This window comes from Flavobacterium sp. SORGH_AS_0622 (assembly GCF_030818825.1).
In the GTDB taxonomy this organism is placed as follows: domain Bacteria; phylum Bacteroidota; class Bacteroidia; order Flavobacteriales; family Flavobacteriaceae; genus Flavobacterium.
In genome coordinates this window covers 4,032,201-4,046,555 of the sequence record NZ_JAUTAX010000001.1, presented here as the reverse complement: position 1 = coordinate 4,046,555, position 14,355 = coordinate 4,032,201, and the positions used below count along the sequence as shown (strand labels likewise).

General features: G+C 32.3%; 18 protein-coding genes. 13 read left to right on the top strand and 5 right to left on the bottom strand.

The genetic code is table 11. The annotated features are described in order from the left end of the window. Nucleotides 1-42 precede the first annotated feature (42 nt). The 10 genes from QE431_RS17050 to QE431_RS17005 all read left to right on the top strand — a co-directional run bounded on the left by QE431_RS17050 (nt 43) and on the right by QE431_RS17005 (nt 6,967). A complete protein-coding gene (locus tag QE431_RS17050; RefSeq protein WP_307298177.1) occupies nt 43-1,392 on the top strand; it encodes a dihydrolipoamide acetyltransferase family protein in 1,350 nt (449 codons plus the stop codon). Between the two features lie 218 nt (nt 1,393-1,610). Beyond that, nucleotides 1,611-2,381, top strand: a complete 771-nt coding sequence (locus QE431_RS17045) for a 3'-5' exonuclease (RefSeq protein ID WP_057116877.1) — start codon at nt 1,611-1,613, stop codon at nt 2,379-2,381. 93 nt (nt 2,382-2,474) lie between these two features. After that, nucleotides 2,475-3,086, top strand: a complete 612-nt coding sequence (locus QE431_RS17040) for a fumarylacetoacetate hydrolase family protein (protein WP_057116876.1) — start codon at nt 2,475-2,477, stop codon at nt 3,084-3,086. Next, nucleotides 3,086-3,430 (top strand): Hpt domain-containing protein, encoded by a 345-nt coding sequence (locus QE431_RS17035; RefSeq protein ID WP_057116875.1) that lies wholly within the window; start codon nt 3,086-3,088, stop codon nt 3,428-3,430. The genes QE431_RS17040 and QE431_RS17035 overlap by 1 nt, the downstream gene beginning before the upstream one ends. 179 nt (nt 3,431-3,609) lie before the next feature. Then, nucleotides 3,610-4,863 carry a CinA family nicotinamide mononucleotide deamidase-related protein gene (locus QE431_RS17030; protein ID WP_307298172.1) on the top strand — a complete coding sequence of 418 codons (1,254 nt, stop codon included), beginning with the start codon at nt 3,610-3,612 and terminating at the stop codon, nt 4,861-4,863. A gap of 71 nt (nt 4,864-4,934) precedes the next feature. Next, nucleotides 4,935-5,171 carry a 50S ribosomal protein L28 gene (gene rpmB / locus QE431_RS17025; RefSeq protein ID WP_008468080.1) on the top strand — a complete coding sequence of 79 codons (237 nt, stop codon included), beginning with the start codon at nt 4,935-4,937 and terminating at the stop codon, nt 5,169-5,171. A gap of 27 nt (nt 5,172-5,198) precedes the next feature. Further along, nucleotides 5,199-5,381 carry a 50S ribosomal protein L33 gene (gene rpmG / locus QE431_RS17020; RefSeq protein ID WP_008253902.1) on the top strand — a complete coding sequence of 61 codons (183 nt, stop codon included), beginning with the start codon at nt 5,199-5,201 and terminating at the stop codon, nt 5,379-5,381. Nucleotides 5,382-5,456: 75 nt separating this feature from the next. Further along, the gene (locus tag QE431_RS17015; RefSeq protein ID WP_008468081.1) at nt 5,457-5,609 is read left to right on the top strand and encodes a DUF4295 domain-containing protein; all 153 of its coding nucleotides are present in this window, start codon (nt 5,457-5,459) and stop codon (nt 5,607-5,609) included. A gap of 218 nt (nt 5,610-5,827) precedes the next feature. Beyond that, nucleotides 5,828-6,781, top strand: coding sequence for a signal recognition particle-docking protein FtsY (ftsY, locus tag QE431_RS17010; RefSeq protein ID WP_057116873.1), 954 nt, complete (start codon nt 5,828-5,830; stop codon nt 6,779-6,781). A 6-nt stretch (nt 6,782-6,787) separates the two neighbouring features. After that, nucleotides 6,788-6,967, top strand: coding sequence for a hypothetical protein (locus tag QE431_RS17005; RefSeq protein WP_281866418.1), 180 nt, complete (start codon nt 6,788-6,790; stop codon nt 6,965-6,967). A 93-nt stretch (nt 6,968-7,060) separates the two neighbouring features. Here QE431_RS17005 and QE431_RS17000 read toward each other — a convergent pair whose 3' ends face one another. Both QE431_RS17000 and QE431_RS16995 read right to left on the bottom strand, forming a co-directional pair. Next, nucleotides 7,061-8,125 (bottom strand): serine hydrolase, encoded by a 1,065-nt coding sequence (locus tag QE431_RS17000; protein WP_281866417.1) that lies wholly within the window; start codon nt 8,123-8,125, stop codon nt 7,061-7,063. 74 nt (nt 8,126-8,199) lie between these two features. Further along, complete coding sequence (locus tag QE431_RS16995) at nt 8,200-8,691, bottom strand: hypothetical protein (protein WP_307298004.1); 492 nt, start codon at nt 8,689-8,691, stop codon at nt 8,200-8,202. A 324-nt stretch (nt 8,692-9,015) separates the two neighbouring features. Between QE431_RS16995 and QE431_RS16990 the strand changes: the two genes are divergently transcribed. From QE431_RS16990 to QE431_RS16980, 3 genes are all read left to right on the top strand, one after another. Continuing rightward, nucleotides 9,016-9,456, top strand: coding sequence for a lipocalin family protein (locus QE431_RS16990; protein WP_307298001.1), 441 nt, complete (start codon nt 9,016-9,018; stop codon nt 9,454-9,456). Beyond that, nucleotides 9,437-9,733, top strand: a complete 297-nt coding sequence (locus QE431_RS16985; RefSeq protein ID WP_057116869.1) for a DUF721 domain-containing protein — start codon at nt 9,437-9,439, stop codon at nt 9,731-9,733. The genes QE431_RS16990 and QE431_RS16985 overlap by 20 nt, the downstream gene beginning before the upstream one ends. A gap of 128 nt (nt 9,734-9,861) precedes the next feature. Continuing rightward, nucleotides 9,862-10,581: a hypothetical protein gene (locus QE431_RS16980; protein ID WP_057116868.1), complete on the top strand. Its 720-nt coding sequence runs from the start codon at nt 9,862-9,864 to the stop codon at nt 10,579-10,581. A 76-nt stretch (nt 10,582-10,657) separates the two neighbouring features. On the opposite strand, the gene QE431_RS16975 is transcribed toward QE431_RS16980, so the two are convergent. From QE431_RS16975 to bshC, 3 genes are all read right to left on the bottom strand, one after another. Further along, nucleotides 10,658-11,077 (bottom strand): nucleoside-diphosphate kinase, encoded by a 420-nt coding sequence (locus QE431_RS16975; protein ID WP_012026941.1) that lies wholly within the window; start codon nt 11,075-11,077, stop codon nt 10,658-10,660. Nucleotides 11,078-11,307: 230 nt separating this feature from the next. Beyond that, nucleotides 11,308-12,579, bottom strand: a complete 1,272-nt coding sequence (locus QE431_RS16970) for an acyltransferase family protein (protein WP_307297988.1) — start codon at nt 12,577-12,579, stop codon at nt 11,308-11,310. A gap of 121 nt (nt 12,580-12,700) precedes the next feature. After that, a complete protein-coding gene (gene bshC, locus QE431_RS16965) occupies nt 12,701-14,290 on the bottom strand; it encodes a bacillithiol biosynthesis cysteine-adding enzyme BshC (protein WP_307297986.1) in 1,590 nt (529 codons plus the stop codon). Nucleotides 14,291-14,355 lie beyond the last annotated feature (65 nt).

Below are 14,355 nucleotides of genomic sequence, written 5' to 3'. Positions count from 1 at the left end.
TTTCGCAATCAGAAAATCAAAATCATCCTTTAGAATAACAATATGGCAAGATTTGAATTAAAGCTTCCAAAAATGGGAGAAAGTGTCGCTGAAGCAACTATTACAAATTGGTTGAAAGAAGTTGGAGACAAAATTGAAGCTGATGAAGCAGTACTTGAAATTGCAACAGATAAGGTTGACAGTGAAGTACCTAGCGAAGTATCAGGAATTTTAGTTGAGCAGTTGTTTGGTAAAGATGATTTGGTACAAGTAGGGCAGACTATTGCTATTATTGAAACTGAAGGCGGTGCGGCACCAGCTCCAGAAACGAGTTCGGTTGAAGAAACTGCTGTTCCTGAAGCGGCGGCTGAAATTGAAAAAACAATTGAAGCAGTAAAAGAAACTGTAACCACTGCAGAAGATTTTTCAGGATCAGAAAAATTCTTTTCTCCATTAGTAAAAAACATCGCGAAAGAAGAAAATATCTCTCTAAATGAGTTAGAAAACATGGCTGGATCTGGAAAGGACGGCCGAGTTACAAAAGAAGATATTTTAAAATATATAGAAGATCGTAAATCTGGTGTTGCAGCAACGCCACAAGCGATTGAAGCTCCTAAACCTATTGTTGAAGCGCCAAAAGCAGTTCAGACACCAGAGCCAGTTGTACAAAAAAGTCAGCAGGCGGTTCCAGTTTCTGTAAATGGAGGCGACGAAATTGTAGAAATGGACAGAATGCGTAAACTGATTTCAGGATACATGACAGCTTCGGTTCAAACTTCTGCTCACGTACAATCGTTTATTGAAGTAGACGTAACAAACATTGTAAAATGGAGAGATAAAGTAAAAACAGCTTTCGAAAAAAGAGAAGGCGAAAAACTTACTTTTACTCCAATTATGATGGAAGCCGTTGCAAAAGCATTGAAAGATTTCCCTGGAATGAATATTTCTGTAGATGGCGATTATATCATTAAAAAGAAAAACATCAACTTAGGAATGGCAGCAGCATTGCCAAACGGAAATTTAATTGTTCCTGTAATTAAAAATGCAGATCAATTAAATCTTGTTGGAATGGCAAAAGCGGTTAACGATTTAGGAAACCGTGCAAAAGCTGGAAAACTAAAACCAGACGATACACAAGGCGGAACTTACACAGTTACAAATGTGGGAACATTTGGAAGTGTTTTTGGAACGCCGATTATCAATCAGCCTCAAGTGGGAATTCTGGCGCTTGGAGCGATTCGTAAAGTTCCTGCAGTAATAGAAACTCCAGAAGGAGATTTTATTGGAATCCGTCAAAAAATGTTCTTGTCGCACTCTTACGATCATAGAGTTGTAGATGGGGCATTAGGAGGAAGTTTTGTGAAAAGAGTAGCAGAATATTTAGAAGCTTTTGATGTAGATAGAGATTTCTAAAAATATATTATAAGTATAGATTTAAATCCGATAAGTATAAAAACTTATCGGATTTTTCTTTTGTAAGAAAAGGTTAGAAATCAAAGCGTCAACTAGAAGGTGACCTATTTTTGAAAAGTTAAAATTGCGAATTGAAAGCTTTTTTCGACAAAAAAAATGAGAATAAACGAGGAAATTCGGCTTTAAAAATTACATTTGTAAACTTATAAAAATTAGAAATGGAACTCAAACTAAACAAGCCAATTTGCTTTTTTGATCTCGAAACAACGGGAATTGATATCGGTAAAGATAGAATCGTAGAAATTTCAATATTTAAAGTTTTTCCTAACGGAAATAAAGAAAGTAAAACCTGGTTGGTTAATCCAACAATTCCAATTCCTCCGCAAACAACGGCAGTTCATGGTATTACAGATGAAAAAGTAGCCAATGAACCAACCTTTGCAGAGCTTGCTCCGCAAGTTCATAATATGATAAAAGATAGTGATTTGGGTGGTTTTAACTCAGATCGTTTTGATATTCCGCTTCTCGCAGAAGAATTGCTTCGTGCAGGAGTAGATTTTGATATGAAAAATAAAGTTTCTGTAGATGTTCAGACTATTTTTCATAAAATGGAAGAGCGTACTTTGAGTGCTGCTTTGAAGTTTTATTGTGGAAAAAGTCTAGAAAATGCACACTCGGCAGAAGCAGATACAATGGCGACTTATGAAATTTTAAAAGCGCAGTTAGATCGTTATCCAGAATTGGAAAATGATATGAGATCGTTGTCTGAATTCACAACCCGTAAAAAAATAGCAGATTTTGCCGGAATGATCGCTTTTGATAAAGACGATGAAGAAATTTTTACTTTTGGAAAACATAAAGGTGCTAAAGTTGAAAAAGTTTTAGAAGCAGAGCCAGGATATTTCAGCTGGATCCAAAATGCTGATTTTCCTTTATATACCAAAAAAGTATTAACAGCAATTAAATTAAGAAAATTAAATACGAAATAAGTTTCTAAGTTGCTAAGGTTCTAAGTCGCTAAGTTTTTTTGCGCAGTTTTTCTTAGAATCTTACCGTCTTAGAATCTTAGAACCTAAAAAAAAATGAAAATTATCTGTGTCGGCAGGAATTATGCCAATCATATAGAGGAATTAAAAAACGAGCGTCCAACAGAACCAGTGGTTTTTATGAAGCCCGATTCGGCAGTTTTGTTGAAACAGCATCCGTTTGTAATTCCAGAGTTTTCTGAAGATGTTCATCACGAACTTGAAATAATCGTAAAGATTAATAAGGTTGGAAAATATATTGAGCCTAAATTTGCTCATAAATATTATGATGAAATTAGTGTTGGAATTGATTTTACAGCACGTGATCTGCAGAGTAAATTAAAAGAAAAGGGACTTCCTTGGGAAAAAGCCAAAGCGTTTGACGGTTCGGCAGTTATTGGCGATTTTTTGCCAAAAACTAATTTTGTTTCTATGGAAAATCTTAATTTTGAATTGAAAAAAAATGCAGAGACAGTTCAAAAAGGGAATTCAAACATGATGCTTTGGAAAATAGATGAACTGGTTTCTTATGTATCTCAATTTTTTACATTGAAAATTGGAGATATTATTTTTACAGGAACGCCAGAAGGTGTTGCAGCTGTAAAACCAAATGATGTTTTAGAAGGCTTTTTAGAAGATAAAAAATTATTCAGAATACAAGTAAAATAATGGCTTTAAAATACAACCTTTCGAAAGTGTATGCGCTTTCAGACAACGATCCTGAATTTGTAAACGAAATTTTAAATTTATTTGTTACAGAAGTTCCCGAAGATTTGAAACAAATTAAAGAGGGAATAAAGAAAAAGGATCATAAATATGCCTATTCATATGCGCACAAAATAAAGCCTACTTTAGATTTAATGGGGCTAAATGTGGCTTTTGAAGAGATTTTGCAAGTTGAAGCTTGGACAAAAGCAGAAGGCAAGAAAAAAGATATAATTGAAACTTTTAAAAGTATTAAAATACAAGTTAAAGAAGCAATCAAAGAGATCAAAAAAGACTTTGATTTGTAAAATATAATACCCAGCCCAATTCTTGTTTTTATAAAGAATTGGGTTTTCTTATCTAAATCTAAAAGATTCGTTTTTTGTGATTTGGATTAAATATGATGAATCTTATAAAAGTTCATCACGAATAACTTCTTCTTATAATAAACCTGTTCGTAATTACAGGTAATATTCCTTACATAGATATGAAAGCAGCAATTATAACAATTGGAGATGAAATCTTAATTGGCCAAATCGTAGATACAAATTCAGCTTTTATTGCCAAATCGCTTGATAGAATTGGAGTTGAAGTAATAGAAATGCTTTCGATCAGTGATGATAAAAGGCATATTTTGGACACTTTTGCCTTACTGCAAAACAAAGTGGATGTGGTAATTGTAACCGGCGGATTAGGGCCAACAAAAGATGATGTTACGAAAAAAACATTCTGTGACTATTTTAACGACGAATTGGTTGTAAATCCAGAGGTTTTGGCGCATGTAACGCAATTAATTGAAGGTTTTTATAAAAGACCAATTTCGCAGCTTAATAAAGATCAGGCTTTGGTTCCGTCAACTTGCACAGTATTGCATAATAAAGTGGGAACTGCTCCGGGAATGTGGATGAAAAAAGAAAATACCGTTTTTATTTCGCTTCCAGGTGTTCCTTATGAAATGAAATATTTGGTTGAAGAAGAAATAATTCCAAAAATAGTTCGTGAATATAAACGTCCATATATTATTCATAAAACCATTTTAACTTACGGTCAAGGTGAAAGTTTAGTTGCAGAACGTATTGAACATTGGGAAAATAATCTGCCGGAATTTATAAAACTTGCTTATCTGCCAAATCCAGGGCGCGTACGTCTAAGATTGACCGCAAGAGGAACAGATAAAGAGCTGTTGGAAACTGCAATAGAGGAAAATGTCCGTTCGTTAGATTTGATTATCCATGACATTATTGTGGGATATGAAGAGAATGAAACCATAGAATCTGTAGTTGGTAAAATTTTAACCAAACAAAATAAAACAGTTTCAACGGCAGAAAGTTTTACTGGTGGAAGAGTCGCGTCGCTTTTATCGGCTGTTCCGGGCGCTTCAAGCTATTTTAAAGGAAGCGTGGTCTCTTATGCAACCGAAACTAAGATAAATGTTTTAGGAGTTTCAGAAGAAATAATTAAAAAACATTCTGTGGTAAGTGCAGAAGTTGCATCTGCTATGGCTTTGAGTGTGAAAAACTTACTCAAAACCGACTACGGTATTGCTACGACTGGTAATGCGGGACCTTCAAAAGGTGATTCAGATGCAGAAATCGGTACTGTTTTTATTGCTTTGGCGACGCCGAACGAAGTAATTGTAGAAGAATTTAACTTCGGACAACCTCGTGAAAAAGTGGTAGATAGGGCAACAGTTAAGAGTTTAGAAATATTGCAGAAAGAAATTTTAAAATTTGTGCAATAATTTTTTGCTACAATGGTTTATTTTTCTTTTCTTTGCACCCTGATTTTGAATAACGATAAAAGATAAGTATAATGTCAAGAGTTTGTGACCTTACAGGTAAAAGAGCGATGGTAGGAAATAACGTTTCTCACGCTATGAACAAAACTAAGAGAAAGTTTTCTGTAAACTTAGTTAAAAAGCGTTTTTATCTTCCAGAAGAAGATAGATGGATTACTCTTAGAGTAGCAGCATCTACGATAAAAACAATTAATAAAAATGGAATCACTGCTGTTTTGAAAAAAGCACAGTCAGAAGGATTTATCAAATAATCTTTTCCTAAATAAATATATAGCAAGATGGCAAAGAAAGGTAATAGAATCCAAGTAATTTTAGAATGTACTGAGCACAAGACTTCTGGTGTTCCAGGAACTTCTAGATATATTACAACTAAGAACAAAAAAAATACTCCAGACAGATTAGAGATTAAGAAATTTAATCCAATCTTAAAAAGAGTAACTGTTCATAAAGAAATTAAGTAATAATTAGAGATTTTTGTAAATCTCGAATGGTTTAGCCATGAGAGTTTTATAAAAGCTTCAAATAACATTTGAATCATGGCAAAGAAAACCGTAGCATCGTTACAAACATCTTCTAAGAGATTATCAAAAGCCATCAAAATGGTAAAATCTCCTAAAACTGGTGCATATACATTCGTAGAATCTATTATGGCTCCTGAAGAAGTTGATGAATTCTTGAAAAAGAAATAATTACAATTACATTATATAGAAAAGCTACTTTCTTTCGGAAGTAGCTTTTTTATTACCTATATTTGTCTATAAATTTAAAGAAACACAGTAATTGACTTTTTTTAATATGAATTTCTGTTTAAATTAAGGTTAATTGAAAAACAATTGCACTTTCTTTAAAGATTTGGATTTCTGATCTAAACAATCAAGAGATCTAATAAATCTAAAAATCTACAAAAATGAGTTTTTTTAAAAAATTATTCTCTACCGAAAAAAAAGAGACTTTAGACAAAGGTCTTGAAAAAACAAAAACTACTTTTTTCTCTAAGTTAAGTAAAGCCATTGCTGGAAAATCTAAAGTTGATGATGATGTTTTAGATAATCTGGAAGAAATTCTTGTAGCTTCAGATGTTGGCGTAAATACAACTTTAAAAGTAATTTCAAGAATTGAAAAACGTGTTGCTGAAGATAAATATTTAGGAACAGATGAATTGAATCAAATTCTTAGAGACGAAATAGGGGCTTTATTATCTGAAACCAATACAGGCGAGGCAACTGAATTTGATATCCCTAAAGATAAAAAACCATACGTTTTAATGGTTGTTGGAGTAAACGGAGTTGGTAAAACTACAACGATTGGTAAGCTGGCTTATCAATTTAAAAAAGCAGGTCATAAAGTTGTTTTGGGTGCGGCAGATACTTTTCGTGCTGCAGCAATTGACCAATTACAAGTTTGGGCTGATAGGGTTGATGTGCCTATTGTAAGACAAAATATGGGAAGTGATCCAGCTTCTGTAGCTTTTGATACTTTACAGTCTGCAGTTGCTCAAAATGCTGATGTTGTAATTATTGATACCGCAGGGCGTCTTCATAATAAAATCAATTTAATGAACGAATTGACGAAGGTAAAGCGTGTAATGCAAAAAGTTGTTGCCGATGCTCCTCACGATGTACTTTTGGTTTTAGATGGTTCTACAGGACAAAATGCTTTTGAGCAGGCCAAACAATTTACAGCGGCGACAGAGGTTACTTCATTGGCTGTAACTAAATTGGACGGAACTGCGAAAGGCGGCGTTGTAATTGGTATTTCAGATCAATTTCAAATCCCGGTAAAATATATTGGTGTCGGCGAAGGAATTGAAGATTTACAAGTCTTTAATAAGTATGAATTTGTTGATAGTTTCTTTAAATAATTTAAAATGAGTTTTGAGTCTATAAAAAATATACCAGCGATTGCTTTTTATTTTGCAAGCGTTATTTGTTTTGTTTTGGCAAATGTATTGAGAGATAACAATCTTTCTTTTTATTATATTTTGCTAGTGGCTGGTATAATTTTATTCTTTTTAGGTATTTTGAAAAGAATAAAAACTAATCGTTAGTTTTTTAGTAGAATTTTATTTCTAAAAAAAATATTGAGCTTTTAAATATAAAAAGGGTCTTTTAAGACATTTTATATTTAAAAGCTCATTTTTTTATTGATACAAAGCATTAATCTTTTCCCATAAAGTTTTATCAAAATCTGATAAAGCTAGATTTACATTGTCGGCTGCGTCTCCCATTCTAATTACAACCATCTTCTTGCTTGGAACGACATATATTTTTTGATCGTTTTTTCCTAAAGCCATGAACATGTCATTTGGACCAGTCGGAATTACGCTTCCTTGAAATGTAAGCTGCGATTGTGGTAAATGATAAGAGCTTTTGCCGTTTAGCCACCATAAATAACCATATCCTAGATTAATATTTTGTGATGTGGCGGTTGCTTCATTAAAAAAAGATTCGTTCAAGATTACATTGTTTTCCCATTTTCCTTTATTCAGCATTAATAATCCAAAGCGCGCCATACTTCTTGTGGTACTTGTATAAACGCTGTTTACTCCAATCTGTACCCAAGTACCATTCATGCCTATTTTATCTCTTAATTTGGCATTGAAATAATTCTCCCAGCTTTGTCCGCTGGCTTTTGCAACAACATCTTGTAGTTTTACATAAACATTATGGTAAGCCCATCTTGTTCCTGCATCAGCTTTATAAATTAAATTGGCTGGTTCAACTTCATCGGTACTGTCATCTAATCCAGAAGTCATAGAGAGTAAATTTTTGCAGGTAATTTGGTTTTCTTGAGCAATTGTTTCGCTTGTCCAGCCAGTTCCAATGTAGTCGGATACTTTATTGTTAATGTTTAGTAATCCTTCTTGCTGCGCAATTCCAGTTAATGTTGAGGTTAAAGTTTTTCCGGCGCTTGCCCAATACCAATTTGTTGTGGCTGTATGATTGTTGAAATAATTTTCTAAAACAATTCGTCCGTTTACTAAAATCATAAACGATTTGGAATGTTTTAGTTCTAAGTAATCTAGCAGTGGTTGAACTGCATTTTGATTCCATTTTAAATCAGTCAGCGATTTTGTTTCCCAAGCATTTCCAGTTAAAGGAGGGAAATACATTGTTTCTGTTGGAGTTGAATCTGGTTCTGTTGAATCTTTACTACAGCTTATAAACGATAAGGCCGCTAGAATTGTACAAATAGTTTTAGTCATGTTTTTTGTTTTGGTTTAGGGTTTGACTAAAAATATATAAAATAGTTTAATGTTAATTCTTGTTATGTGGAAATTTACTGATCATCAGATCCCCATTTTGTACCATCGACAAAGACAACATAATAAGCTCTAATTTTAGTTATTTTATCAGCATCTGTAGAAAAGTCTTCCCAGAATTCTGTTCTGCTTTCGCCAGATTTTATTAAGGATATTACCTTTTCAGTAAATCTTCCGTCGGCATAAAAATATCTTCCATTTGCGGGTTTGTCAAATGCATTTTTACAGAACCATTCAAATTTAATGGCTTTAATATTTTTCTTTCCTGAGTTTTTGTAAATTAATTTCAGGTCTTTGTGATTGGAATAGTCGTTTTTTAATAATGTAGCTGCTGTAATTTTTATGGGTGAAACTTCTTTTTTACTTTTTAAAGAATCGTTTTTTATTGAGTCAGTATCTTTTAAGTTTGAAGTGATTGTCTCTACACTTTGTTTCTTAGTTTTTTCTGGCTTTTCGCATTTTGAGAATATTAGTATTGGACTAAAAAGTAATATCAATATTTTTTTCATCTTTTTTGTAGAGATTTTCAAAAGTAATTTGGATCTGAAATTCATTAAAAATGTGAATATCTTTTGCCCTTAAAAGTTTTTATGTTGTTAAAATAGGGTAATTATTATAATGGGTATTAAAAAGATTGTTTTGGATAGGCTCAATAAATTAAGAGATAAAGCATTTCTTTTGATGATTATAAGTTTATCTTTGTAGTTCGCTAAAAATTTATTTTGAAAACTGAAGCACTAGCCCTGATGGAAGCGGCATCCTTTTACTTTTTTCTTTAAAAAGTAAAAGATATAGCGGACAGCAGGTATCAGCTCCTTAATATTATAATAATTATGAAGAACACTTTTATGATCTTGGTTTTGTCAATCTTGTTTTTAAGTTGTAAACAAGAAATAAAACCGACGGATATTACTAAACTAAACGGTTATTGGGAAATTGAAAAAGTAGTTTTTGACAAAGGTGAGCAGAAGGATTATAAAATGAATGAAACATTTGATTTCTTTCAAATTAAAAATAATAAAGGTGTTCGAACGAAGGTAATGCCGCAGTTTGACGGGACATTTTTAACGACAGATACATTTGAAAATGTATCAGTTCGCTTTGCTGGGGAACATGTCTTTTTAGATTATAAAACAGATTATGCAAAATGGAGTGAAGAAATTATTTCGCTTTCTGATGAGCAGTTAGTGGTTAAAAATCCACAAAAAATAGAATATCATTATAAAAAAGCGGGACCAATTAATCTATTGAATGATGGCGAAAAGAATAAATAACGAGTCTACAATAAGTGCAGTTTTGCAGCAAATTATTCAGGTGAATAAATTACAGCCTGGAATGGATCAAATCGATGTTCGTGATGCTTGGAAAAGCCTTATGGGCAGTGGCGTAAATACTTATACAAGAAATGTTGTCCTAAAAGGCAGTACACTTTATGTAGAATTAGGATCTGCAGTTTTGCGTGAGGAATTAAGCCACGGAAAATCTAAAATTGTTAAAATGATTAATGAGGAGTTAGGACGCGAGGTAGTAAAAGAGGTAATTTTGAGATAGCTCTTTTTAATAGGATTATTTTTAAAATAAAATAACACTTCTATTGTGGAGTGTTTTTTTTTGCGATACATTTGCGCGTTATTTTTTGTAAGTAACATCCCTTTAATAACCCAACAATTTAACAAACAATGAAAAAATTTTTACTTATTTTAACCGTATTATTTGCCTTAACTGCTTATTCTCAAAAGAAGAAAGTTGCTGTAGTTTCTTTTTACACTGACAAAACAATAGATCTTTCAGATTTAGGTTTAAATAGCATTGCAGCAGTAACAGATTTAGGAAATAATCCAAATTTTAACCTAGCGCCTATTTTAGAGAAGTATCATAATGCTTTTTTTAATGATTATGCTAAAAAATTTCCGTTTGATTTAGTTCCAGAAAGTGAAGTAACACAAAAACAAGAATATATTGATTTTACTCCAAAATTTGCTAGAGAAGGAGATGCAGGAAGCACTATCATTAATTATCCAGGATATAAATATATATATGAAGGAATAAATGGTTCAACTAATGAAGTAGCATCTGCTAAAATTTTTAGTGAGAAGGCTGACGGAGTTTTATTTACAGAAATTCATTTCGCTTTGCAAAAAGGATTTGCAGTTGGCGGAACTGGAACCGTTAAAATGAGAGCTTATGCAAGAATCGCTTTATATGACAAAAATGGAAAAAAAGTATTTGCATTTAATGAAGGAGCAAATTCTAAGAAAACTGGAACAATTGTAGGAGGAATACCTGTTTTGTCTTTTGATAAAGTATTACCAATGTGTGAAAGTGCATTAGATGAGCTTCTAAAAGATTTAGATGGAAAAATTGAGAAAATGGTGAAAAAGACGTCTGATAACCTTTAATCCATTTATAATTAAAAAATAAAAACCCGCTTCAATTGAAGCGGGTTTTTTATTTGATTGAAAATCAAAATTCTTATTAGAATTGCTCTCTTCCTGCAAAGTGGAATGCGCTTTCGATAGCAGCGTTTTCGTCGCTGTCAGATCCGTGAACTGCATTTTCTCCGATTGAAGTAGCGTATGCTTTACGAATAGTTCCTTCAGCAGCTTCAGCAGGGTTTGTAGCTCCAATTAAAGTTCTGAAATCTTCTACTGCGTTATCTTTTTCTAAAATAGCAGCAACAATTGGTCCGCGTGACATGAATTCAACTAATTCTCCGTAGAAAGGTCTTTCTGCGTGAACTGCGTAAAATGCTTTTGCATCAGCTACAGTTAGTTGAGTTAATTTTAATGAAACGATTTTGAAACCACCATTAGTAATCATTGCTAAGATATTCCCGATGTGTCCGTTTGCAACAGCATCTGGTTTAATCATTGTAAAAGTTCTATTTGTTGCCATTTTATATTTTATTAAATTTTGTGCAAAAGTATACTTTTTTTATCAATTGATTTTAATAAATTCATAATTAAAACTTGATAGAAAGGTGTTTTGGTTAATAAAAATGTCTTTTGAGAACCATTTAAGTAATAATTAGCGATATGCTGTCGTGCATTTAATATAAAAAGCATAATTATAATAATAAAAAATACACTTTGGTATGTCTTTATATTAGATCTAGTTAAATTGTTTTATACTTTGAAAATCAGTTTGTTTCTGTAGAAAATCCATAAAATAAATGTCCAGATTGCTACATAAGTTAAAGCACCTGCGAGTGATGCTGTCATTGGATTACTAAAAAATGGTGCAATTCCGAAGCGGTATAAATAATCTAAAAGATTGGTTTGTTCTTGTGGGTTTTGCGGATTTTGAAATCGAATCATAGTCAATGCCTGCGGAATAATCTGTGAAGCAAAGAATACAATCATTGGATTTACACCCCAGATAACAAATAACTTAAAACCTTTTTTATATTCGGCAATATCAATTATATAATACAGTAAAGCTAGACAAGTTGAAGCTAAACCTGTAGTATAGAAAACATAACTGCTGCTCCAAAGTGATTTATTAATTGGAAATACAAAATTCCAAATTAATCCTCCGATAATTAAAGCGATTCCGGCAATTGCCATTTTTTTTGCCTTTTCGGTTTTTAATATATTTTGCAGTAATAGTTGCCCTATCAGTAAACCAATAATTCCGTTTACTATTGAAGGAATCGTACTCAAAATCCCTTCAGGATCCCAGGTATTAGTTTCATGGTACATATGTCCTTTTAGAAGAATACTGTCAACCCATGCAGCTAAATTAGTTCCTCGTTCTAAATTTGCCTCTCCAATTCCAGGAACGGGGATTAAAGTCATTACTGCCCAATATCCTAGAAGTAAAACAGCTCCAGCAATAATTTGTGTTTTTTTAGATGTTTTTAAATATAAAAGTGAAACTACAAAATAGACTATTGCAATACGTTGTAAAACTCCTGGAAGTCTAACGTCTTGGTAGTTTTCGAAACCACCGTAGGCTAAAAAGAGATAGATGATTAATATACTAAAAGCTAAAATATTTTTTACTTTAGTACTAAAACTTCCCATTAAAGCATATCCTACTGCAATGGTTATCGCTAGTCGACCAATAAGAAGGGGAATTCCGTCTAGACCAAATAATTGAATTTTTCCGAAGAAATTAAAAAATATTCCAAGACATAACATTCTTAGAGAACGAATGAGTATTTTATTAAATGTAGTATCGTCGTAAACTTTATCCGGCATTGCAAGTGGAACCGCAACTCCCATTATAAATATAAAAAACGGAAATACAAGATCGGTTGGTGTACAGCCGTTCCAGTGTGCGTGTAAAAGCGGCGGATAAACATTTCCCCAGTCACCGGGATTGTTTACAATAGTCATTAATAGAATAGTCAGTCCGCGAAAGACATCAAGCGAAATTAGGCGTTCTCTTACCATTTGGTTAGTTAGTTAATAGGTTATAAAAATAATTCTATTTGGTTTGAGAGAGCAATAATCTCGGAAATGAGCTGGTTATTTGTTCCGAAATACTTACTTTAATTTTTTAAAGATAATTATTTTAGGTGATTATGATGTTAAAATTATTTTCCAAGGGTTTTAATTTCTGAATTAAAAGCGGAATTAACTGATCTCCGTTTTCTAAATAAAATTCAGAGAAGTTTGCCTGACGTTCTTGAAGACTATAATTCGGAAACAATTCGCATTGCAAATCAGTTACACGCTGTAATTGATCTTGGAGTTTTCTCTTTTGAGCTTTTAACAAACGTTTTTCCAGATTTTCTAAACCTTTTTTCTGCTTTACTTCTTGTGCTTTTACAGCGCCACTAAAAGATTTGTCGGTCTTTTCAGCCAATTCAAAAAGGTAATTAAATTGCTTTTCAAGCGCTTCTTTTTGTTCAGTTAAATCAATTGGAAAAGGAGATAGTTTACGGGTAATAGCATTAATTAAAACTTCAGATTTACTAAATAAATCTTTCCAGCTTAAATTTAAATTATCAGCTTTTTTAGCTTGTTTTTCTGTAGCTAAAAGAACCGAATTTCGAACCAATAAGATCGGGAAAGTAATGTTTACGGCATCAAAAAATGCTTTTAATTCTAACCAATAAGCAATTTCACCGCCTCCGCCAATGTAGCAAAGATTTGGCAGAATAATTTCCTGATATAACGGACGCATGATTACATTTGGACTGAATTTTTCAGGATTGCTGTCAACTAATTTTAGAATTTCTTCTTTAGAGAATGAAATTTTAGTGTTGTTAACCCAATATTTATCATCTTCAAAAATTATTCGTTCGCGGAGTTTATCTTCTATATAAAATAAATTAATTTCTCGCGGATTTACCTGAACAGTGTAGTCTGAAAGATTTTCAATAGATTTTTGAACTTCCTTAAATGACGTTTGATTTTCTAACTCATTTTTTATATACGGAATAAAAGCGCGTTTTAATTCGGCATTATCAGCATCTATAATAACTAGTCCATAATTTGAAAAAAGACTATTAGCTAAAAAACGTGTAGCATCGGCTAGATTTTCATGTTTTAAATAAGCTTCTTCAAATAATTTCTTTAGAGTAGCTGCATTTGAACTTGAACCTAATTCTTTAGAATAAACCTCAAATAAATCTTCTAAACCTTTTGCCGATAATCTGCCAACAGGACCTGTGCTTTCGGCATTCCAACGGATTTTTTTTCCTTTAAAATTAAAATAATTAATTTCTTCAAAATCGTGATCTTCTGTAGCCATCCAATAAACAGGTACAAAATTATAAGAAGGATATTTCGATTTTAATTCTTTAGTTAAATTAATAGTAGAGATAATTTTATATAAGAAATACAACGGGCCAGTGAATAGATTTAATTGGTGGCCAGTTGTAATTGTAAACGTATTTTCTAACGCTAAAAGAGTGATGTTATGTTGAGTTGATTCTGAAATATCAATATTTTCATATTGTTTTTTTAAAGTATCAACTAATGCAGTTCTGTTATTGTTATCAAAATTAGATGCTTTTTCTGCAATCTGTTTTTCGAAATTTTCCAGTGTAGGGAAGTTGTTGTACAGCGGTTTTAATTCTGTTTTTTGATCTAAATAATCTTGCATCAATTTAGAAAAATATCCAGAAGATTGAAAGCTGATACAGTCGGTAGGCATAATTTTAAATTTATTTTTGACAGCTGTAAATTTAATGAAAATATACAGTTAAAAACTCTTTTAAC

What these genes read in the sequence shown, in the direction of transcription:
- QE431_RS17050 (WP_307298177.1), top strand. Translation starts at nt 43, where the DNA reads ATGGCAAGATTTGAATTAAAGCTTCCAAAAATGGGAGAAAGTGTCGCT.
- QE431_RS17045 (WP_057116877.1), top strand. Translation starts at nt 1,611, where the DNA reads ATGGAACTCAAACTAAACAAGCCAATTTGCTTTTTTGATCTCGAAACA.
- QE431_RS17040 (WP_057116876.1), top strand. Translation starts at nt 2,475, where the DNA reads ATGAAAATTATCTGTGTCGGCAGGAATTATGCCAATCATATAGAGGAA.
- QE431_RS17035 (WP_057116875.1), top strand. Translation starts at nt 3,086, where the DNA reads ATGGCTTTAAAATACAACCTTTCGAAAGTGTATGCGCTTTCAGACAAC.
- QE431_RS17030 (WP_307298172.1), top strand. Translation starts at nt 3,610, where the DNA reads ATGAAAGCAGCAATTATAACAATTGGAGATGAAATCTTAATTGGCCAA.
- rpmB (WP_008468080.1), top strand. Translation starts at nt 4,935, where the DNA reads ATGTCAAGAGTTTGTGACCTTACAGGTAAAAGAGCGATGGTAGGAAAT.
- rpmG (WP_008253902.1), top strand. Translation starts at nt 5,199, where the DNA reads ATGGCAAAGAAAGGTAATAGAATCCAAGTAATTTTAGAATGTACTGAG.
- QE431_RS17015 (WP_008468081.1), top strand. Translation starts at nt 5,457, where the DNA reads ATGGCAAAGAAAACCGTAGCATCGTTACAAACATCTTCTAAGAGATTA.
- ftsY (WP_057116873.1), top strand. Translation starts at nt 5,828, where the DNA reads ATGAGTTTTTTTAAAAAATTATTCTCTACCGAAAAAAAAGAGACTTTA.
- QE431_RS17005 (WP_281866418.1), top strand. Translation starts at nt 6,788, where the DNA reads ATGAGTTTTGAGTCTATAAAAAATATACCAGCGATTGCTTTTTATTTT.
- QE431_RS17000 (WP_281866417.1), bottom strand. Translation starts at nt 8,125, where the DNA reads ATGACTAAAACTATTTGTACAATTCTAGCGGCCTTATCGTTTATAAGC.
- QE431_RS16995 (WP_307298004.1), bottom strand. Translation starts at nt 8,691, where the DNA reads ATGAAAAAAATATTGATATTACTTTTTAGTCCAATACTAATATTCTCA.
- QE431_RS16990 (WP_307298001.1), top strand. Translation starts at nt 9,016, where the DNA reads ATGAAGAACACTTTTATGATCTTGGTTTTGTCAATCTTGTTTTTAAGT.
- QE431_RS16985 (WP_057116869.1), top strand. Translation starts at nt 9,437, where the DNA reads ATGGCGAAAAGAATAAATAACGAGTCTACAATAAGTGCAGTTTTGCAG.
- QE431_RS16980 (WP_057116868.1), top strand. Translation starts at nt 9,862, where the DNA reads ATGAAAAAATTTTTACTTATTTTAACCGTATTATTTGCCTTAACTGCT.
- QE431_RS16975 (WP_012026941.1), bottom strand. Translation starts at nt 11,077, where the DNA reads ATGGCAACAAATAGAACTTTTACAATGATTAAACCAGATGCTGTTGCA.
- QE431_RS16970 (WP_307297988.1), bottom strand. Translation starts at nt 12,579, where the DNA reads ATGGTAAGAGAACGCCTAATTTCGCTTGATGTCTTTCGCGGACTGACT.
- bshC (WP_307297986.1), bottom strand. Translation starts at nt 14,290, where the DNA reads ATGCCTACCGACTGTATCAGCTTTCAATCTTCTGGATATTTTTCTAAA.